A 19,690-nucleotide genomic window follows, 5' to 3' on the forward strand; every position below is an offset into this window, starting at 1 on the left:
ATCCCTCCTTATCCAAAGATGAGGTTCGGTATGAACAGCACGATCTGCGGGAAGAAGATGATGAGAAGTATGGCTATCACCGTTACTATGAGGAAAGGCCAGGATGCCTGTATGTATTCTTCTATGGTTGCACCGAGCACAGAGCAACCGGCATACATGGAAGCACCTACAGGCGGTGTCTGATTACCCATAGCAGCAGATAGAATGAACACCAAACCGAAGTGAACGGGATCTATTCCCACCTGTCTTGCCACAGGAAGCAGGATTGGTGTAAGCATGAGAATCAAAGCCGTTGCGTCCACAAACAAACCAGCGAAGACCAGGAACAAGGAGATCATTATCATCAGAACGTTTGGATTGGAAGATATTCCAAGGAGAAATTCCGCGAGCTTTTCCGGTATCCTTTCCCATATCATACCGTAACCAAAGATTGTAGACATTGAAAGTATGAACATCACACTACCGATATCACCAAGAGAATTCTCCAGGGTTTCCCAATAAAAGGTTTTGAAAGACATCTCCCTGTGTATTATGAATCCCACCAGCATTCCGTACAAAACTGCGAAAGAACCAACCTCCGAAGGGGTGAAGATACCGCCTCTCAAACCCACAATCAGCAAAACCGGAAACATAAGAGCCCAGATACTCTTTCCAAGAGATCTGAAAACTTCGTTTATCGGTGCTCGTTTCTCTCGTTCAGGTGCAAGGTTCAATCTTTTAGCAACAAACCATATGGTGATCATGTAAACCACCATCAAAAGAAGACCAGGTCCTATTCCCGCCGCAAAGAGCCTTCCTATGGAGACCTGACCGATTGTACCGTAAATGATGAAAGCGATACCGGGAGGGATAATAGGAGTGATCAGGGACGTCCAGACGTTCACGGCAACAGCGAATCCTCTTGGATAGCCTCGTCTGAGCATCTCTGGACCGAGCATCCTTGTTTCCATCGCCGCGTCCGCAATACTGGATCCGGAAACTCCTCCCATCAACGTGGAAAGAACAGCTGAAACCTGACCGAGTCCTCCTCTCATGTGACCAACGAGGGTAGAGGCAAAATCAAGGAGTCTTCTCGTCACACCGGCAGAATTCATCACATTACCAGCCACAATGAACATGGGAATAGCAAGCAGCGTGAAATTCACTGTTTGAGAAAGCAGTCTCTGTATCGGAATAGTGATGGGAAGTTCTGGATGCTGAAGAAACCAGAGGAATCCGGATATTCCTATAGCGAAGGCAACAGGCATGCCAAGCATCAGAAAAACAGCGAAGGCAATGAGCACTATGATCATGTCATCTTTCCTCCTTCTTGTTGCCTCTGAACTCTTCTATCAGCTTCAGTACAGTTGTTCTGAATAGCAAAATTGCACCAACAGGAACACTCAGTGTGACCCACGTGTAGCTGAAGTTTGGTATCCCCACGAAGGTTCTGTATCTTGTTTTATAGGAAAGATAAAAGCCCCACACGATAAGATAAACAATGAAAGCAAGGATAATGATGTAATTCACTACCCTGATGATCTTTTGAGTCCTTTCGGAAAATTTCTTCACAAGGATGTCCACAGACATCATCTTGTTTTCACGCCAGGCCACATCCACCGCAAAGAAACAGGCCCAGGCAAAGAAAAAGCTACTCATATCAACAGCCCAGTTTATTGGATGCTTTAGAAATCTGGCAACTCCTGAAGCAAAAACGAGAACAATCATAACCATAAGGAGAATCTTGGCGGCGTGTTTTTCAAACTTCAAAAGAATCTGGTCCACTTTTTTCACGTCTCTCACCTCTGTCTGAACAGAGTGAAAGCCCGACCCAGAAAGGGCCGGGCAATTGATGATTACTCTCCCTTCACTTCCTTGATCAACTGGTTGAGAGCATCCTCAAGACCGAGATTCTTGTAAGCCTGTTTTGCCCTTTCCATAAAGGCTTCCTTGTCGATTTCAGAAGCTGGTATCACTGTCATACCCTTTTCAATACACTTCTGTTTGTATTCTTCTTCGAGTTCTTTCATGATTTTGAGAGAAACTTCGATTCCCGCTTTGTCAATCTCTTCCTCAATAATCTTCTGATATTCCTTGGGCAGGCTGTTGAACCAGTCTGCGCTGACGATTTCGAAGTTGATGAGAAGGAAGTGTCCCGTTTCAGACATGTACTTCAAAACTTCGTATAGACCACCGTTATAAACATTCGCGTAAGTGAGTTCTGCTCCATCGACCGCTTTCGTCTGAACCGCTGTGTAGATCTCTCCGAAGTTGACGGCAACAGGGATGGCACCAAGAGCTCTTATGGATTCCTGCCATGCAGGCGCACCGGGAGTTCTGATTCTCAAACCATTCAGGTCTTCCGGTTCCCTGATGGGTTTGTTTGTCACAAAGTGTCTGTAACCCTGCACCCAGTAGAAGGAGAGAACCTTTATACCGAATTTCTGTTCCAACTCTTTCAACCACTTCTGCATTGTTGGAGATTGCTTGATCTTCTTCAGAACCTCCATCGCCTCTTCAGGAGTTTTTGCGCCCATGAAATCGATGAAGTATGCAAGGTTCATGACGCCGATGTCTTTAACGTACATTCCAAGCCTTGCAGAGTCCGTGTTCCATCCCACAGGCGCTCCCATTCTGATCTGCTCGATGATGTCCTCTTCCACACCAAGCTGTGAACTCGGGAAGACTTCAATTCTAACATCGCCGTTCGTTCTCTCCTCAACTGCCTTGGCCCATTTCAGAAACGCCTGATGGTACGGTTCACCTGGAGCAAGAACGTGTCCAAATCTCAGTGTGTACTTTGCACCGAACACAGCCGACACTAAAAACACGCCTAAAATCAGCATCAAAAGAAGCTTTTTACCCATTAACCCACACCTCCTCGGTAAAAATATTTTTTCTTATGGTACTATAACCATATCTTTGCAAAAAAATTTTATATCTCAATCGGATAGAAAGTCAATGGTTAACATTTCTGTTACATAATGTGGTGATAGTATACTGATTAGGAGGGATGAGATGGGAGTTTTTTCTTTTCTTGGCGACAAATACCACGATCACGATCTCTTTCTGGAAACCTTGAAATATGCCTTAAACTGTGAGATCAATGATCTTCGTCCTGAGGATTTCCCAGAGATCAGAAAATTCCCAGATCTTGTTGTCATAGGACGCTGGAACCTCCTCGACGATGAAACACCGTGGTTCAAAGAGGAAGAAACAAAGATTCTGGAAGACTACGTGAGATCTGGAGGAATGCTCTTTGTCTGGCACTCCGGCCTTGCACGTTTTCCAGAGAGCTACAACAGGCTTGTTGGAGGAAGGTTCATCCACCATCCACCTCAGAAGAAAGTGAGATACTACGGCAAGGACGTTGAATTTGAACTCGTAGATGAACACTATTTCGTGGATCTGTATTCCGATGTGGAGATATTCCTCTGGAGTGAATCAGAAGACGGTACCTCCATCGCGGGCTGGATGAAAAGATATTACAACGGAAAAATACTGGCCCTCACATCTGCTCACAGTGAGGGCCTGAAGGATCAGGTCTTTAGAGATTTTTTGAAGAAAGTTCTCAACACCTTTGTTAATCAGGCTTCATGGTAACTCTCCACCGGATAGTCGATCTCCTCGAGTTTCTTCAAAACACTGTCCAGATCTTCCGTTTCAACAACCACTTTCTTCTCTTCCACGCTCACTTCGTAGTTTTTAACGCCCAGTTCTTCCAGCGCCTTCGAAATTCTCATTTTGCAGTGATTGCAGGAAATATCCGGAACGTTGAGTACGTACCTCATGGCAGCACCTCCTCAGATTTTGATCGTTCACTCTCTCACCCTCATAGAGTTGAGAGTCACAGTGATGGAACTGAAAGCCATGGCGAGTTCTGCGATCACCGGATGAAGCAATCCCATCATCGCCATTGGAATGGCCACCACGTTGTAGAAGAAGGCCCAGAACAGGTTCTGTTTTATGATTCTGAAGGTTTTTCTCGACACCTCGATGGCATCGACGACTTTTGATATACCACCCTTTGTTATGATGATGTCTGCACTGTCGATGGCAAGGTCTGTTCCTGAACCTATTGCTATTCCGACGTCTGCCCCTTTCAAAGCAGCGGCGTCGTTCATACCGTCTCCCACCATCGCAACTTTCTTTCCCTGAGCCTGGTAAGACCTCACAAGGTCCAGTTTTTCAGAAGGCTTCACACCCGCGTGGAACTTCTCTATCCCAAGTCGCCTTGCAACCGCTCTTGCTGTCTTTTCGTTGTCTCCCGTTATCATGACAGGTTCTATTCCCATCTCCTTGAGCCTTCTCACGGCCTCGGGACTGTCTTCCCTGATAGGATCTTCTATCGCAAGAAATCCCACAACTTCACCGTTTCTTCTCACCTCAACCACGGTCTTTCCCTCTTCCAGAAGAGACTCGTACTTTGAATAATCCAGAGGCTTCCCGACAAAATACTCTTCTCCTTTGTAACGTGCCCTCACTCCTTCTCCTGGGATCTCTTCCACGTTTTCTACCCCAACCACATCCTGAGAGAGTTCAGAAATTGCCTTTGCAAGAGGATGGTTCGAGTTTCTCTCTATACTCGCAACAATTTTGATCAGTTCAGCGGAGAGATTGTGATCCACCACCTTTGGACTACCCTCGGTGAGCGTTCCTGTCTTGTCTGTGAGCACCACTCCTATATCCTTCGATGTCTGAATCGCCTCGGCGTTTCTTATGAGAAGGCCCTTCTTTGCAGCAAGTCCCGTTCCCGTGACGAGCGCCATGGGAGTTGCAAGACCAAGAGCGCACGGACACGCTATGACGATCGTTGCAACGAAGACGAAGACAGAGAAGGTCAGCGGGTCACTGGTTTGTATGATCCAGGGAAAGATTTCTCTTGCCTTTTCTACAAAGGGTAGGAAGGTTTCGTAGTTGAAATACCACACCAGGGCACTGACTACTGCAAGAATAATGATCGTTGGGACAAACCACATGGTGATTCTATCGGCCAGAGCCTGAATCGGCACCTTCGAACCCTGCGCTTCCTGAATCAATTTGATCATTTGAGACAGAAAGGTGTCTTCTCCTATTTTTGTGACTTTTATTTTGATAGGACTCGATACGTTCAAAGAACCGCCGATCACTTCATCGTTTTCTTTTTCAAAACCGGTATGGATTCTCCCGTTACTACAGATTCATCGATTGAAGATTGGCCTTCCACGATCACTCCATCCACGGGTATTCTTTCACCGGGTTTCACGAGTACTATGAACCTTTCTTTCACTGCCTCTATCGGCATCATTACTTCTCCTTCATCGGTGATGACGCGGGCTTCTTTTGCTTGAAGTTTCAAAAGGGCTTTGATTTCCTTGCTGGCCCTGTCACGCAGGTAAGACTCTATGAAACGTCCGGTGATATGAAACGCAACGATCATCGCGCCGATGGCACCAAAGGACATCACAGGAAGTCCCACACTGTCAAGAACAGCCGTCACCCAGGAAGTCACCGCACCGAAGAAGATGAGTGTGTCCATGTTTGTGTGTTTGTGTGTGAGGGCTATCCATGCACCTCTGATCGTTCCCCTTCCCACGTAGAACGTAACGAACGCACCAGCAAACAACTCTATCCAGGTGAAATATGGCACCTCAGAAACAAACATGTGGTAGATCATGAGGAGGGCAAGGGGGGCTGTGACGAGCCAGGCAAGTATCAGATTTCTCTTTGACTCTTCGTATCGCTTTTTTTCCACATCTTCTGGAGATTCCGTTGTTACTCCGTATCCCACTTCCTCCACGGCTTTTTTGATCTCCTCGAGGGAAATCTCTTTCTCTGCCACGATGAAACCAGTTGAAGTAGCAAGGTTCACAGCCGCGAACTTCACTCCGTCGAGTTTTCTCAGGGCCTTTTCAACGGTCTTTGCACAGGTAGCACACGTCATCCCTGTCACAGTGAAGGTTTTCTTTATTTTATCATTATTATTCACAGCACGATCCTCCATCATCTTCTGATCGACCATCCTGCCATACCTCCCTCGCCCAGGTTTCTGCAATGCACGCTCCCATGGTGATAGCAACTTCGAGGATCTCTTTTATTTCATCCTTTGTGGCACCCATTTCGATCGCTTTCTGATAATATCCCTGAGCACAGGGTTTGCACTTTTCCACAACCGCTATGGCTAAAGCCGTCAGCACTTTGTACTTTGCAGGGATAGAACCGTCAGCGAAAGCCTTGTTTCTCATTCTTACAACGGCACCACTCACTTCAGGGAATTCCTTTCTCCAGCGTTCAAATTCACTCATCCTGGATCCTCCTTTTCATTCTTTCGTACTCTTCTTCGGTGATCTCACCGCGGGCAAACCTTTCCTTCAGTATCTCAAGAGCCTTTTTGTTACTGGTTCTTCCTTCCGTTTTCTCATGTCTTTCTCCTCCAAGCCACCTGAAGAGAAAGGCAAAGAGAACCACCAGAATAACTGCCCAGAAAATCATCATGATAACTCCTCCCCAGTTCCAGGGCCAGAAGCCCCAGCTCCAAAAACAAAAAGGACACATCGTTGATTCCTCCTCTCAAATTATGCTACACTAATTGTAGCACATTATGAGAGACTAATTCAAGTCGAATTTTTCCAGTAAGGAGGTGGATTTTATGAAAGTGAAGGATCCCGTCTGCGGAATGAAGATCGAAAAGGAAGAGGCGGTGGAAAAGGTGGAATACATGGGGAAAGAGTACTACTTCTGTTCTCAAGAGTGTGCTGAAAAGTTTAAAGATAATCCAGAACAATACGCGCACCGGGGAAAGTCACGTGGTCATGGATGTTGTCATTGAAAGATTAAAAAAAGGCGCCGCCCGGCGCCTTTTATTCGTTCAGGATTTCTTCTATCTCCTTCATCACATCCTCTGTGAGTTTTTCTTTGATCTCCACCGCCTTCAAATTCTCTTCCAGTTGCTCTGGCCTGCTCACTCCAAGGATGACACTGCTCACGTTCCTGTTCTTCAGTATCCAGGCGATGGCAAGTTGAGGAAGACTCGCTCCCAGTTGATCCGCTATTTTCTGGAGTTTTCTGAGTTTTTCGAATGTCTTTTCGTTGAGCAGTCCTCCTTCTTCGAGCCACTTTCTCACCTGCGGGAACGTGGCAAGCCTCGATCCTTCCGGGATACCGTTGTTGTACTTTCCAGAAAGAAGGCCCGAGGCAAGAGGAGAATACGTGGTGAGACCCATACCGTACTTTTCGTACAGAGGAGCGTATTCTTTCTCCACTCTCTCCCTCACGAACATGTTGTACTGCGGCTGCTCCACGATGGGTGGCATAACTCCCAGTTCCCTGCAAACCCTGTGAGCCTCTTCTATCTCTTTCGCACTCCACTCAGAAGTTCCCCAGTAGAGTGCAAGCCCTTCTCTCAAAATGTAGTCCATCGCGAAGACAACTTCTTCCATGGGAACGTTCGGATCGGGTCTGTGACAGTAGAGGATATCCACATAGTCCATCTGAAGCCTCTTCAAAGAGTTCCAGGTCCCCTCGAGAAGATGCTTCTTCGAAAGCCCCAGATCGTTCGGGCCACTTCCACCCCAGAAGATCTTCGTGGAAACGACAAGATCTTCTCTTCTGAAGCTTTTGAGAATCTTTCCGAGCATAGCCTCCGCTATTCCACCCGCATACGCCTCTGCCGTGTCGAAGAAGTTTATCCCACTGTTGAACGCTTTTTTCACAACCTCGGTGGCCATGTCCAGATCGAGTTGTTTTCCAAAAGTGAGCCACGATCCGAGTGAAAGTTCGCTGATCTTGATACCCCATTTTCCAACCTTCCTGTACTCCATAAACAGCACCTCCTCACAGCAGACTGGAAACAGACACCCTGTTTCCCTGAGATCTCACACATGCTTCTATGAAGGCAAGATCCTTCAGCGCCTCGAGAGGATCTCCCAGATCGTTTCTCTTTTCTCCCATGATCACACGGTAGAAATCCTCGAATTCTCTCTGATAACTATCCTGATGGGGAACTTCTATCTCTTCTCCGTTCAGGACTATTCTGTCCCAGAATATTTCCATTCTTCCTTTCGTTCCAACGATCTCGAACCTGTCGTCTCCTCTCAGAGAATAGGAAACCGTGTAATTTCCAACAACACCGCTTTCAAACTCAAAAATCGAAGAAAGAAAATCCATTCCCCCGAGAAGCGGGGAAAGATCCTTCGCAACGGCGGAAACCCATTCTATCTCACCAAGGATCAACCTCATCGCCGCCGCGTGGTGAACACCACCGTCCGAGAGAAAACCTCCAACGTGTTTCGGTTTCTTCCTCCAGTCGGTGTGAACGTATTTGTTGTTTTCGTCCATTCCCACCCAGATCTGCCAGCTCATGAAAACAGGATCACCTATCGACCCGCTCTCAACCAGTTCTTTTGCCTTCCAGAACGCTGGAACGTGTCTGAAATTTTCCGCGATGTAGACTGTTTTTTCAGACTTTTTTGACAACTCGACAACTTTCTTTCCCGTTTCTACGTCCGTTGAAATGGGTTTTTCACAGATCACATGGACTCCTTTTTGAAGGGCCTTTTCAATGAACGAGAGGTTCAATTCAACGGGAAGTGTGAGGTCGACCGCGTCAACAAGACCAGAATCCAAAAGTTCCTCGTATCTATCGAAAACAACAGGATTTCCGACCATTTTCGCGAACTCTTCAGCGTGAGACTTCGTTCTACTCGTGACAGCCGTGATCTCAAAGAGATGGGAAAGGTTCTTCAGAGCAGGAAGGTGCAGCTCTCGAGCGGCGATTCCACACCCCACAACACCCAATCTGATCTTTCTCAAAGGCTTCACCTTCTTTCATGTGGTTTCCAAATACATTATAGTTTGAAAATGTTTTCATTTCAATGTTCAGTGAAGACGTCGATCCAAGGTTTTTCAAATGAAAAAGCGGTGTAGAAGATTATGGAGATGATGAAAAGTACAACTATCACTGTTTTGAAATCTGTTCCGAGAGAATTTCTTTCCAGATTTCTCTCGAAAATTTCCGACAGGATCGCAGCAAGGAAGGTTACCACAAAAGCCCAGGAAAGATCCACAGCAAGCGATTCGATGTGTCCAAAGAACACAGGAAGCATGTACCAGATGAGCACTATGAACCAGGGAAGAAGAACTGTTGATAGGATACGAGGATACCAGAACCCGTGTTTTTTCTTTGCGAAGAAATACTCGATGATATTCGTGAAAAAGTACGCCCAGAAGCCGATCTTGAGATGTTCAAAGACAGACTCGTCAACTCCACAGATGGGCTTTAAGAATTCCCAGCCGGAGAGTTCGTAGCCAAAGTGAAGAACAGCGTAGATACCCAGAAAGATCAAAGCCTTCCAGAGCATCATCACACCTCCCCTATACGAAGCTTGTACAAATTCTAACACCAGAACAAAAAAGGGCGGAAATCCGCCCTTGAACACACTACTGTTGGTAAAACTCTCACTCTTTCAGAAGGATCAAGACATCGAGCGGTTGCAGTCTTGCCTTTTTTTCATACAAATTTCCTTTGATCAGATCCCTGAACGTTCCTTCCGGCAAGTCAACGATCTGCGGTTCATGAGAGTGATTGAAGAGAAAGTAGAAGGTCTTCTCTCCTTTGACTTTCTTTATCACCTCTACACCATCTGGCGGTGTGATCTCTGCTCTGAGATCGTGTTCTCTCTCTATGAACTTCACAAGATCCCATACAAGATCGAAAGACGCGGAAGAACCTACGTAGTAAACCCATCCGCCACCGTATCTGTTTCTCAACACGGCAGGTTCGTTCATGTAATAGTCCCTTCCAAATCTTCCGAGCACTTCCGCTGTGGTGGTTTTTATGTAGTCAAACACCAAACTACACTCGTACCTTTTGCCAAACATCAAGATTTCGTTTTTCTCCTCAGGTGGCAAAGCATCTATTTCTTCCACATAGCCCCCCATAAGATCGCGAAGATAACCTGGATAACCTCCCAGAACAACCTGATCGTCTTCATCGACAATACCGCTCATTGTTGTGAGGATCAAGATTCCTCCGTTCGAGACGTAATCTTTCAGCTTCCGTGCAAGTTCTTCGTCCACCATGTAAAGCGCCGGAGCAACGATGATCCTATATCCCTCAAAATTCTGATCTTTACCAACAACATCGACTCCAAGACCGGTTTTCACAAGTGCCTTGAAATACTTTTCTGCTTCGTTCAGGTACTTGAAGTCTATGTTCGGTGTCAGAGTGTCTTCCATCGCCCACCAGCTTTCCCAGTCGAAAAGAAGAGCAGTCTGTGAGACAACCCTTGTGTCGAGAATATCCGATAAGGACTTTATCTCTTCTCCCACTCTTTTCACTTCTTGAAAGACCCTTGTGTTCGGACTGTCGACATGCGTGATAACAGCCCCGTGGAATTTTTCTACTCCTCCTTTTGATTGTCTCAGTTGAAAGAACATGAGAGTCTCTGCACCGTGAGCGAGAGCGTGATAACTCCAGAGCCTCATCTCTCCTGGTCTTTTCTGGGGATTGTACCATCTCCAGCACGCCTGCGAAGGAGACTGTTCCATTAGGACGAAGGGTTTTCCTTCTTTCAAACCGCGTATCAGAGAGTGTCTCAAAGAAATCACGGAGAAATCTTCTTTGTAACCGGGATAGTTGTCCCATGCTGCAACGTCCATATGATTCGCCCATTCGAAATAGTTCCACTCCTTGAAAGTTGCCGCAATCAGATTCGTGGTGACGGGTATGTCTGGAGTGTGTTTCTTTATTGCCCTGTATTCCTCCAGGAAACACTCGAGCATACTCTGTGTCATGAAGCGTCTGTAATCCAGATAAAGTTCCGGAAGAACAGATTGATACCTGTCCTTTCTCCAGAAGAGAACACTTCTCGTTGTTGGAACAGGAATCTCTTCCCAGGCGGTGAAGGTCTGGGACCAGAAACGCGTGTTCCATCTTCTGTTCAATTCATCGAGTGTGCCGTACTTTTCCTTCAACCAATTCTGAAACTTCCCCCTGCAGATATCACAGTAGCAGTAGTTCAAATATTCGTTGTTCACGTGCCAAAGAACGAGAGCAGGGTGATCCTTGAAATGTTCTGCGAGTTTCTCTGCGATGTTTCTTGCAAAATATCTGTACTTCTCACTGTTGGGACAAAAGTTCTGTCTGCCTCCCTTCTCTCGCTTTACACCGTTCACGTCTGTGAGAAGGATTTCAGGGTATTTCTGCGTCATCCAGTGAGGGGGAGCGGATGTGGGAGTTGCAAGACAGACATAGATACCTTCTTTGTACAGACGATCCATCACTTTTTCGAAGAACGAAAAATCGTAAGTGTTCTCGTCTGGTTGGATAAGACTCCATGAGAAAACCCCGAGGGTGACCACGTTGATACCTGCTTCTTTGAACATCCTGATATCTCTTTCGAACGTTTCCTCGTCCCACTGTTCCGGGTAGTAGTCTCCTCCGTACCAGATCACAGGAAGTTTCGGATTTACCACCCACGTTCACCTCCAAAAAACCCCGGCGATCGCCGGGGCTTTCTCATTTCTGTTCTATGTAGAATTGTATCGGCATGGCGTTCCATGGACTGAAGAACGGCGTTGCCGTCACCAGTTCCTCCGGTACGTTCTTGAAGTTGTTCTTAACGATGGCAGGAGATATATCTTCGCCCACTGTTCCTATCATCCAGAGATTTTCCCTGTGGATCTTCGTTACTTCTTTCATGAGTTCCTTGATCTTTTCAGGATCGGAAGTGTTTTGAATCTCCTTCCATACGTCGAGTAGCTTTTCGAGAGTCTCCTTTATACCCTCGGGTGGAACGATCGCATCTTCCTGCTGTAGATATTCCTTCAGAGATTCTTCTCCTTCAAGGTAAGAACCAGCCCAATCAGCCCAGCCAATGTACCACGCGGAAGCGTACTCCGTGCTTCCAGGAATGATCCACAGGGGATCCACAAGGGGCTGACTTGCCCTGTCCATCACCCAAGCCTGTGCATCGAAATCGTGTGCACTGAGCCTCGAATCATAGAGTGACCTTTCGAGGTTTTCGATTTCGACCCACACACCTATCTGTTTCCAGTATTCTTTCACCATCGTCCAGACATCAACGTGGGTCTGACCAGTGACCTGTACGGTGAATCTCAGAGGTTTTCCATTGGGAAGAAGTCTGTACTCGCGTTTGCTGTCCCACTTCAGTCCCATTTCGTCGAGGAGTTTGTTTGCTCTGTCTGGATCATACTCCACATACGCCTTCTCCCATTCGGGATCGTAGTACGGAGATCCACTCACGAACGAGGCTTGCCTTGGTTCTGCGAGTCCGTTGAAGAGAATCTCGTTGATCTCTTCTCTGTTGATAGCAAGTGACAGCGCCTGTCTAAATCTCACGTCCCTGAAAACTTCTCCAAGTACAGGATCTGGTGGATCGGAGATGTTCAGCATTAACATGCTCACAGATCCATTGTCGGTTTTCCATCTCAAAACCTTGTAACCACCGTTCTTGGCGTTTTCGAGAAGAAGCGGCAAAACACCCGGGCCGGGTCCCAGAAGACCAATGTGCCTCCACTGCATATCGATTTCTCCGGAGATTGCTTTCAACATGATAACCTCACTACTTTGAACGTATTCGTGTCTGATCCTATCGATGTAAGGCAGTTGATTCCCTTCGATGTCAACCGCCCAGAAGTATGGATTTCTCTCGAGTATGTAGAACTGTTCTGTTGGATCTGTGATGGGTTTCCAGGGTGTCAAAACGGGCAGATCAAGACTTTCGAGAAAATCACTTTTGTCATTGAAAAGATCTACCCATGTGTTGTGAACACCCTCAACCATTTTCTTTTCGATCTCTTCCATAGGGGTGTAATTTGGGTGGAATTGCTTCAAGAAATGTTTGGGAAGCCTGTGAATCCCTCTGTTCGCCACCTGAAGCAGAAACAGAGCGTACGGTTGTTTGAACACGAATTTCACCGTGTAGGGATCAGGAGCTTCCACCCTGTCGAGAAGTCTGTACCAGGCGGGTTTCGCAGGGGTGAGTTCATCGTTCCCCAGTATATCGTCGACCCAGAAAAGAATATCTTCGGAAGTGTAGGGATGACCATCGGACCACTTCATGCCTTCTCTGAGATGAAAGACATATACTTTTCCATTTTCAAGTATGTCCCAGCTTTTCGCTACTCCCGGTACAAACTTCTCTCCGTTCTTGTCCCAGAACACAAGACTCGCTTGGTTGATCCTGGGAATACCCCACCTGTCAGAAGGCCCTTTCCAGACTCTCCTCCAGGTGCCACCGTACTGTCCTACACTTTCCTCAGGAACTACAACAAGAGGTTCCTTTGGAAGCCTCTGCTCGACCGGTGGGAGCTTTCCTTGTTTCACAAGTTCGGCAAGCATGGGTGCCTCGTTGAACTTTTCAATCTTTTTACCCGTGGCTTTGTAGTAGTCTTCAGGTGTTGCGTAGACACTCCAGGAAAGACCAATCACAATGAACAATGAGACCAGCAGAAAAACAAAGACTTTCCTCATGAACACACCCCCTTTGATGAATGTTTTTATTTTTTCCTCTAAAGAAATTTCTTCGTTATTATACTACCACCACTGTACAAAGAGAACCAAACACGAAAAAATCCGATTTTCTGGAATTATTCACAACTATCGATAAATATCGATTTTTACCGTCAATTTTCTCATCTGAAACTGTATTTCCTAATTTGAAAAAGCCTTCAGAAAAGATACTCGACGTTAATCTTCTATAATTCGCTGGTATCTGGTTTCAGAGGAATTATTCAAACTCTGCGTGAAAACAGTTTCATGATAATCTTAGTTCAAAAGGAGGTGGGCCAAGATGCGTTTCACAGAAGGGCTGTGGAGATTGAGAGAAGGGGTACAGCTGTTCAAACCAGAACAGGTGTACGAATACTCCTGCGATGGAAAAAGATTGATCCTTCGATCGCCGTTTCAGAGGGTGGAGCACCGGGGACAGACGCTTCAGGGTCCGGTCTTCGAGATCGAGATCTCCTCTCCGTTTGAAAACGTAATAAGAATTCGGTTCAGACATTTCAAGGGAGTACTCGAAAAGTCACCGTACTACGAAATCCACCAGGATGAAAGCTTCACACCGGATATCAAAGAAACAGAAGGAAGTTTTATCTTCACCTCAGGAAAGGTAAAAGCGATCATAAGGAAGAATCCTCTCAAGATGGAATTCTTCTACGAAGATCGTTTCCTCACGAAATCGGATCTGGGATACGCCGTGGCACCAGAAGGGAGGTTCTGTCTTGAAAGACTTCATCTGAGTGTGGGAGAGATGATCTACGGTCTCGGAGAAAGATTCTCACCTTTCGTCAAAAACGGTCAGAGAGTTGTCATGTGGAACGAGGACGCCGGAACGATCTCCGATATGACCTACAAGAACATCCCGTTCTATGTGAGCAGCAGAAAGTACGGTGTCTTCGTGAACGATCCTGGAAAGGTGGACTTCGAAATTGCAACAGAACATGTGGAAAAGGTGCAGTTCAGTGTGAAAGGAGAGACTCTGGACTATTTCATCATCGCTGGAAAAGATCTGAAAGAAGTTCTGGAACGCTACACACTTCTCACAGGACGGCCAGAACTTCCTCCTGGCTGGAGCTTTGGACTCTGGCTCACCACATCCTTCACCACACAGTACGATGAGAGAACTGTGATGGAGTTCGTGGATGGCATGAGAGAACGTGACATACCCCTTCATGTCTTTCACTTCGACTGCTTCTGGATGAAGGAGTTTCACTGGGTGGATCTTGAGTGGAACAGGGAGAACTTCCCCGACCCTGAAGGGTTGTTGAAACGCCTCAAAGAGAAGGGACTGAAGGTGTGCGTCTGGATAAACCCCTATGTCTCTCAGTTTTCGAGTCTCTTTGACGAGGGAAAAGAAAAGGGCTATTTCCTGAAAAAACCAGACGGAGATGTCTGGCAGACGGACGACTGGCAACCAGGAATGGCGATCATCGATTTTACAAATCCCGAGGCGAGAAAGTGGTTCGCTTCAAAACTGGAAAGATTGATAGATATGGGAGTTGACTGTTTCAAGACGGACTTTGGAGAGAGAATCCCCTCAGATGTGGTCTATTACGACGGATCCGATCCTGAGAAGATGCACAACTACTACACCTATCTGTACAACAAAGTGGTCTTCGAAACCATTGAGAGAAAACTCGGAAAGAGAAACGCTGCCGTCTTCGCGCGGTCTGCAACGGCAGAGAGTCAGAAATTCCCGGTCCACTGGGGAGGAGATTGTCTGGCTTCCTATGAGTCCATGGCGGAAACCCTGAGAGGGGGTCTTTCTCTCGCACTGTGCGGTTTCGGTTTCTGGAGTCACGACATCGGAGGATTCGAGGACATCACAACACCGGATCTGTACAAGAGATGGGTGGCATTCGGTCTTCTGTCCTCTCACAGCAGGCTCCACGGAAATTCGATGTACAAGGTTCCCTGGAACTTCGATGAAGAAGCGGTGGAGGTGCTCAGATTTTTCACGAAACTGAAGTGCAAGCTCATGCCCTATATATTCGCCAGTGCAGTCGAAGCACATGAGAGGGGAATCCCTGTCACGAGACCCATGATTTTTGAGTTTCCAGACGATCCCACCTGTCTCTATCTGGACAGACAGTACATGCTGGGAGAATCACTCCTTGTCGCTCCGATCTTCAGCGAGACGGGAGAGGTAACCTACTACCTTCCAGAGGGAGTCTGGACTCACTTTCTCACCGGTGAGAGGATAGAAGGAGGAAGATGGAGAACAGAAAAATACGACTACTTCGGGCTTCCACTCTTTGTGAGACCAAACTCCGTAATTCCAGCAGGGTCCGTCGATGACAGGCCGGATTACGATTACGCAGACGGTGTCACATTGAACGTTTTTGAAATTTCAAACAAAACAGCGCATGTTTACAACACACGGGACGAGGTGGAATTGAGTGTGAAAGTAGAGAGAAGAGAAAACGAGATACACGTTGAGGTCCTGAAGGACTCCGGAAAACCATGGAAGCTGCTGTTCTGGAACGAAAGGCTTGAGGCAGTGGAAGGCGCTGAGACAAGAGAACTAGAAAAAGGAACAGAGGTGGTTCTCAGCTTCCAGAGAGCGATTTTAAAGACAAAATGAGGGCGCTTCTGCGCCCTCATTTCATAAGCACAAAATCGATACCGGCTATTTCACAGAAGGTTTTGATCTCCTCCACGTAGTCTCCGTAGACGCCGTGGATGTGGTTGGAGGAATATTTGGTCAGGAATTCGTCTATAGGTGTCTCCATCTTCAAAAACGCGTGCGGCCAGTTGTTCTGTATGCTGTCTGCTATCTCGTAGTTTTTCTCCTCCCCAAAGTCCACGAACTCTCCAGGAACGACTGTGAATCTGTACCTTCCATCTTCCCTCGTGAGTCTTCCAAGTGTCACTTTTCCGGGTGCTGCTATGTGTTTTACCGCTGCACCACCTGCGGGGAAGTAGAACGTCTGTGGATAGAACTCCACTTTCTTCATGTTCTCGTCGGGATCGAACGATCTGGCTGCAAAGTACGTTGCGTGGTTTCCTGAGTTGCACAGATCCAGTACATCGTACTCCTCCACGTAGTGTCTCACGTCCGCAAAGAGCACGGGTGTTTTCGCAATCAGCTTGAAGATCTGCATCGTGAGCGCCCCATCGGAATCTGCCTCTGTTGCGCACACGATCGGTTCGTGCTCTCCTTCCCAGTCGTAGGGATCGTTCAGGAACGTCTCCGTCACATCCATCGTCACGAAGTGTTCTGTGAGTTCGAGCTGGCCTTTTATTCCCACAAAGTCTAATTCCATCTCCTCCACGATCTCCCTCACCGCATGATAGCTCTTTATCTGGAGTTCGAGCTTTTCGGGTGTGAGGTACTTCCCATCGTAGTGAACCGCTTTTGCTTTCTCTTCGATCCAGAGCCTTCCTTTCCTTGCGCGCTCGTCCGGTATCAGCTGGCTTCTTCGAACGATCTCGAACTGGTCTATGTGCTCTACATCGACACCGAAGATCTTGTTCCACAGATCCACGTTAGGAACGGCGGTGTACATACCCATCGATCTTCCACCGAACACACCGTATCTCTGACCCCTGAGTTTTTTGTATGTGCTTCCCGCTCTGATGAATGCCATCACTTTCCTGAGAACTTTCTCGTCTTTTATGTTGCCCCACATTCTGTAGTGCTTCGTTCCGTCCTGTTCCAGCGCTCCCGCCGCAGAGAGCATCGCAACCATACCTGGATACTGCGGGTTTATGTTGGAAAAAAGTAGAAACGGACCCGGTGCGAATTTGCTCGCAAGAACTGTGAAATGAGGGAACGCCCAAACTGCGTAGTTGAAGATGGTAACTTCCGCTCCCTCTTCTGCGAGCCTTCTTGCTTCTCTCTTCGCTATTGAAGGCTTCCACACGATTTCTTTTGCTCTGATTACCTCCACTTCTCCTGTTTCTTCCAGAGTTTTTGCTATCTCATCTTCGAACTTTTTCACAATGCCTTCAAGTTCTCTGTGCACGTACTCTCTTCCATCGGAGAAGCTGATGAGTCCCACCCTGTATTTTCCCTTCATTCTTCCACCGCCTCCAACACGAGTGTTATGCTGTCTGTTTCAAGGAGCTTTTTGGGTACTGTGATTTCCAGGTTCTTTCCCACATTTTTGAAGCTCAATCTCTCCCCCGTCAGGAAATGTCTCACTGTCCCTGCTGATAGATTGAGATCCTCAATTACAATTTTTTCTCCGGTCGGGATACCGAGAAAGATGACAAAGATTCTGTTACATTTTCTGGTGAACCTGATCTCTGTTCCATCCTCAGTCTTCGCACAGCACCTTTCCCAGACAGAAGTACCGTAGATGGCATCTCCGTACTTTCTCAGCCATTCACCAAGGCCCAGGAGTCTTTCTTTTTGCAGATCCGGAATCGTTCCGTCACCCTTTGGCCCAACGTTCAAAAGGAGATTTCCTCCCTTGCTCACAACGTCCACGAGTGTGTAGACGAGCTGTTCAACAGAGAGCATGTGTTCCGGCCCCTCGTTTCGGTTGTATCCAAAAGAGAGCCCTATTCCCCTCGTAAACTCCCATTTGTAGCCCGGCAGATCCCCCGGATAGTTCACGTGGTACTCGGCCGTTTTGAAATCCCAGTGCGGCACTCCCCACCTGTCGTTCACAGAACCTTCTGGATGTTTGTTGTAGTAGTAAGCGAAGAGATACTTCAGGTCTTCCTTTCCTTTCTCCGGCCAGCCCATGTCGTTCCAGAGAACGTCGGGAAGGTACAGATCCACAAGTTCCATGACCTGTTTGTAGGCATAATCTGCGTACTCGTAAGTGTTCGGCCTGATGTAGGAGAGATCCTCGGGGTATCTTATCGGCTCGGTCGTGAAGCGCCAGTCCAGACCTCCTGAGTAGTACACTCCAAATCTCAATCCTGCTTCTCTTACGGCTTTTGCAAGATCTCCTACGAGATCTCTCTTCGGTCCTCTCTTCACGGAGTTGAAATCTGTGTATTTCGTCCCCCACAGACAGAATCCATCGTGGTGTTTCGTTGTCGGTATCACGTACTTCGCTCCTGCTTTTTTGAAGAGATCAGCCCACTCTTGTGGATCCCACTTCTCTGCGGTGAAAAGATCCGCAAACTTCTCGTACTCGAAATTTTCTCCGTAGGTCTTCACGTGGTATTCCCAGGTGGGACTCTCCTTGATCCTGAGGGAATTTTCGTACCACTCTGCGTACGGATTCTGGAAGAACCAGGCATCCATCGGCACTTTACCGAGTTCTCCGGTGGGCGTCGCCCATCCCGGAACAGAGTAAATCCCCCAGTGAATGAAGATCCCAAATTTTGCCTCGTCGAACCACCTCGGCACTGTGTGTTCCCTCAGAGATTCCCAGTCAGGTTTGTAGCGATGATTCACTGTGCATCCCCCTCTTACAAATTGAACTTCTGGACAACTTCCTCATAACCCAAATCATCGTGTATGATGGATTTCAGGGCTGCCAGGACTTCTTCCATGTTTTCTCTCTGCCATACGTTTCTTCCAAACATCACTCCTTTTGCACCTGATCTCACTGATTCCTGAACTACCTTCAGGATCTGTCTTGAACTGTCTGACTTTGGTCCCCCAAGTACAAAAACGGGAATACGAAGCCTATGAATTATCCGAGAGAGTCGACTTTCCCCCAAGAATTGAATCTTCAAGATGTCCGCTCCTATCTCCACGGCTATTCTCGCAGCAGACTCTATGAGATCAAGATCGTTCCTTTCTGAAACATTCTCCCCCCACAAAACCGGTTCGACCACCAATGGCATATCCCAGTGCTCGCATTCTTCAACAGCCTTTGATATCACTTGAACTACTTCGGCTTGTGCACTCTTTTCTAATCCCCATGGGAATAGAATCTTCACGGCATCCACAGCCATTTTCACTGCCTGTTCTACAGAGTATATCAGCTTATGGGCGAATACTTTTTCGAATCTTCCCGGAACAGTTGAACCCATTGGAAGATCTATTGTTAGAATCCGAGCAGGGGCATTTTTCCCTCTGAACAACTGCTCCGTCAATCTCGCTACACCAGGACTCAAAAGAACCCCATCCACGCCACAGGATATCGCTCTCTCTAAAGTCTTCACAGGATCTTCTAGTCCCTCTACGTTTCCAAATATTAAACCGTGATCTAGAGCAATAATAAGAGATCTTCCAGATTTCGGATTTAAAAGTTTTGAGAACCTCACTGCTTTCCCACCATACATCTGACTCACTCC

At 47.1% G+C, this 19,690-nt stretch carries 17 protein-coding genes and 1 pseudogene; 3 read left to right on the plus strand and 15 right to left on the minus strand.

What is annotated here, in order from left to right:
• Window positions 1–8: 8 nt before the first annotated feature.
• From CELL2_RS03060 to CELL2_RS03070, 3 genes are all read right to left on the minus strand, one after another.
• Complete coding sequence (locus CELL2_RS03060; RefSeq protein WP_038033465.1) at window positions 9–1,292, minus strand: TRAP transporter large permease subunit; 1,284 nt, start codon at window positions 1,290–1,292, stop codon at window positions 9–11.
• A 1-nt stretch (window position 1,293) separates the two neighbouring features.
• Window positions 1,294–1,773 carry a TRAP transporter small permease gene (locus CELL2_RS03065; RefSeq protein WP_011943210.1) on the minus strand — a complete coding sequence of 160 codons (480 nt, stop codon included), beginning with the start codon at window positions 1,771–1,773 and terminating at the stop codon, window positions 1,294–1,296.
• A 62-nt stretch (window positions 1,774–1,835) separates the two neighbouring features.
• Window positions 1,836–2,846 (minus strand): C4-dicarboxylate TRAP transporter substrate-binding protein, encoded by a 1,011-nt coding sequence (locus tag CELL2_RS03070; RefSeq protein ID WP_011943211.1) that lies wholly within the window; start codon window positions 2,844–2,846, stop codon window positions 1,836–1,838.
• Window positions 2,847–2,997: 151 nt separating this feature from the next.
• On the opposite strand from CELL2_RS03070, the gene CELL2_RS03075 reads away from it, so the two are divergent.
• A complete protein-coding gene (locus tag CELL2_RS03075) occupies window positions 2,998–3,582 on the plus strand; it encodes a ThuA domain-containing protein (protein WP_038033464.1) in 585 nt (194 codons plus the stop codon).
• Here CELL2_RS03075 and CELL2_RS03080 read toward each other — a convergent pair.
• The 4 genes and pseudogenes from CELL2_RS03080 to CELL2_RS03095 all read right to left on the minus strand — a co-directional run bounded on the left by CELL2_RS03080 (window position 3,567) and on the right by CELL2_RS03095 (window position 6,513).
• On the minus strand, window positions 3,567–3,770 hold the full coding sequence (locus tag CELL2_RS03080) for a heavy-metal-associated domain-containing protein (protein ID WP_011943213.1): 204 nt from the start codon (window positions 3,768–3,770) through the stop codon (window positions 3,567–3,569). The genes CELL2_RS03075 and CELL2_RS03080 overlap by 16 nt on opposite strands.
• A gap of 27 nt (window positions 3,771–3,797) precedes the next feature.
• Window positions 3,798–5,980, minus strand: a pseudogene (locus tag CELL2_RS03085) (heavy metal translocating P-type ATPase).
• Window positions 5,940–6,263 (minus strand): carboxymuconolactone decarboxylase family protein, encoded by a 324-nt coding sequence (locus CELL2_RS03090; RefSeq protein WP_038033457.1) that lies wholly within the window; start codon window positions 6,261–6,263, stop codon window positions 5,940–5,942. Before CELL2_RS03090 ends, CELL2_RS03085 begins: the two are co-directional and overlap by 41 nt.
• Window positions 6,256–6,513, minus strand: a complete 258-nt coding sequence (locus CELL2_RS03095) for a PLB family transporter (protein WP_012310637.1) — start codon at window positions 6,511–6,513, stop codon at window positions 6,256–6,258. The genes CELL2_RS03090 and CELL2_RS03095 overlap by 8 nt, the downstream gene beginning before the upstream one ends.
• A 94-nt stretch (window positions 6,514–6,607) precedes the next feature.
• Here CELL2_RS03095 and CELL2_RS03100 point away from each other — a divergent pair, with 94 nt between their 5' ends.
• The gene (locus CELL2_RS03100) at window positions 6,608–6,787 is read left to right on the plus strand and encodes a YHS domain-containing protein (protein WP_038033454.1); all 180 of its coding nucleotides are present in this window, start codon (window positions 6,608–6,610) and stop codon (window positions 6,785–6,787) included.
• 31 nt (window positions 6,788–6,818) lie between these two features.
• On the opposite strand, the gene CELL2_RS03105 is transcribed toward CELL2_RS03100, so the two are convergent.
• The 5 genes from CELL2_RS03105 to CELL2_RS03125 form a co-directional block, all read right to left on the minus strand.
• A complete protein-coding gene (locus CELL2_RS03105; protein ID WP_038033451.1) occupies window positions 6,819–7,778 on the minus strand; it encodes an aldo/keto reductase in 960 nt (319 codons plus the stop codon).
• 13 nt (window positions 7,779–7,791) lie between these two features.
• Window positions 7,792–8,769, minus strand: a complete 978-nt coding sequence (locus tag CELL2_RS03110; protein WP_038033444.1) for a Gfo/Idh/MocA family protein — start codon at window positions 8,767–8,769, stop codon at window positions 7,792–7,794.
• Window positions 8,770–8,828: 59 nt separating this feature from the next.
• A complete protein-coding gene (locus CELL2_RS03115) occupies window positions 8,829–9,317 on the minus strand; it encodes a DUF6512 family protein (RefSeq protein ID WP_011943218.1) in 489 nt (162 codons plus the stop codon).
• 97 nt (window positions 9,318–9,414) lie between these two features.
• Entirely contained in the window at window positions 9,415–11,433 is a 2,019-nt protein-coding gene (locus CELL2_RS03120; RefSeq protein ID WP_012310641.1) for a beta-galactosidase, read from the minus strand.
• Between the two features lie 43 nt (window positions 11,434–11,476).
• Window positions 11,477–13,453, minus strand: a complete 1,977-nt coding sequence (locus CELL2_RS03125; RefSeq protein ID WP_038033441.1) for an ABC transporter substrate-binding protein — start codon at window positions 13,451–13,453, stop codon at window positions 11,477–11,479.
• 319 nt (window positions 13,454–13,772) lie between these two features.
• Between CELL2_RS03125 and yicI the strand changes: the two genes are divergently transcribed.
• A complete protein-coding gene (gene yicI / locus CELL2_RS03130; RefSeq protein ID WP_038033438.1) occupies window positions 13,773–16,067 on the plus strand; it encodes an alpha-xylosidase in 2,295 nt (764 codons plus the stop codon).
• A 16-nt stretch (window positions 16,068–16,083) separates the two neighbouring features.
• On the opposite strand, the gene CELL2_RS03135 is transcribed toward yicI, so the two are convergent.
• The 3 genes from CELL2_RS03135 to CELL2_RS03145 are packed head-to-tail and all read right to left on the minus strand — an operon-like array spanning window position 16,084 to window position 19,678.
• The gene (locus CELL2_RS03135) at window positions 16,084–17,505 is read right to left on the minus strand and encodes an L-fucose/L-arabinose isomerase family protein (RefSeq protein WP_038033436.1); all 1,422 of its coding nucleotides are present in this window, start codon (window positions 17,503–17,505) and stop codon (window positions 16,084–16,086) included.
• On the minus strand, window positions 17,502–18,842 hold the full coding sequence (locus CELL2_RS03140) for an alpha-L-fucosidase (RefSeq protein WP_038033435.1): 1,341 nt from the start codon (window positions 18,840–18,842) through the stop codon (window positions 17,502–17,504). The genes CELL2_RS03135 and CELL2_RS03140 overlap by 4 nt, the downstream gene beginning before the upstream one ends.
• 14 nt (window positions 18,843–18,856) lie before the next feature.
• Window positions 18,857–19,678 carry a class I fructose-bisphosphate aldolase gene (locus CELL2_RS03145; RefSeq protein WP_038033433.1) on the minus strand — a complete coding sequence of 274 codons (822 nt, stop codon included), beginning with the start codon at window positions 19,676–19,678 and terminating at the stop codon, window positions 18,857–18,859.
• Between the last annotated feature and the right edge of the window lie 12 nt (window positions 19,679–19,690).

The organism is Thermotoga sp. Cell2, assembly GCF_000789375.1.
Taxonomy (GTDB): domain Bacteria; phylum Thermotogota; class Thermotogae; order Thermotogales; family Thermotogaceae; genus Thermotoga; species Thermotoga petrophila.

Excerpts from the sequence above, each read along its gene's own strand:
- CELL2_RS03060 (WP_038033465.1), bottom strand. The coding sequence starts at position 1,292 with ATGATCATAGTGCTCATTGCCTTCGCTGTTTTTCTGATGCTTGGCATG.
- CELL2_RS03070 (WP_011943211.1), bottom strand. The coding sequence starts at position 2,846 with ATGGGTAAAAAGCTTCTTTTGATGCTGATTTTAGGCGTGTTTTTAGTG.
- CELL2_RS03075 (WP_038033464.1), top strand. The coding sequence starts at position 2,998 with ATGGGAGTTTTTTCTTTTCTTGGCGACAAATACCACGATCACGATCTC.
- CELL2_RS03080 (WP_011943213.1), bottom strand. The coding sequence starts at position 3,770 with ATGAGGTACGTACTCAACGTTCCGGATATTTCCTGCAATCACTGCAAA.
- CELL2_RS03090 (WP_038033457.1), bottom strand. The coding sequence starts at position 6,263 with ATGAGTGAATTTGAACGCTGGAGAAAGGAATTCCCTGAAGTGAGTGGT.
- CELL2_RS03095 (WP_012310637.1), bottom strand. The coding sequence starts at position 6,513 with ATGTGTCCTTTTTGTTTTTGGAGCTGGGGCTTCTGGCCCTGGAACTGG.
- CELL2_RS03100 (WP_038033454.1), top strand. The coding sequence starts at position 6,608 with ATGAAAGTGAAGGATCCCGTCTGCGGAATGAAGATCGAAAAGGAAGAG.
- CELL2_RS03105 (WP_038033451.1), bottom strand. The coding sequence starts at position 7,778 with ATGGAGTACAGGAAGGTTGGAAAATGGGGTATCAAGATCAGCGAACTT.
- CELL2_RS03115 (WP_011943218.1), bottom strand. The coding sequence starts at position 9,317 with ATGCTCTGGAAGGCTTTGATCTTTCTGGGTATCTACGCTGTTCTTCAC.
- CELL2_RS03125 (WP_038033441.1), bottom strand. The coding sequence starts at position 13,453 with ATGAGGAAAGTCTTTGTTTTTCTGCTGGTCTCATTGTTCATTGTGATT.
- yicI (WP_038033438.1), top strand. The coding sequence starts at position 13,773 with ATGCGTTTCACAGAAGGGCTGTGGAGATTGAGAGAAGGGGTACAGCTG.
- CELL2_RS03135 (WP_038033436.1), bottom strand. The coding sequence starts at position 17,505 with ATGAAGGGAAAATACAGGGTGGGACTCATCAGCTTCTCCGATGGAAGA.
- CELL2_RS03145 (WP_038033433.1), bottom strand. The coding sequence starts at position 19,678 with ATGTATGGTGGGAAAGCAGTGAGGTTCTCAAAACTTTTAAATCCGAAA.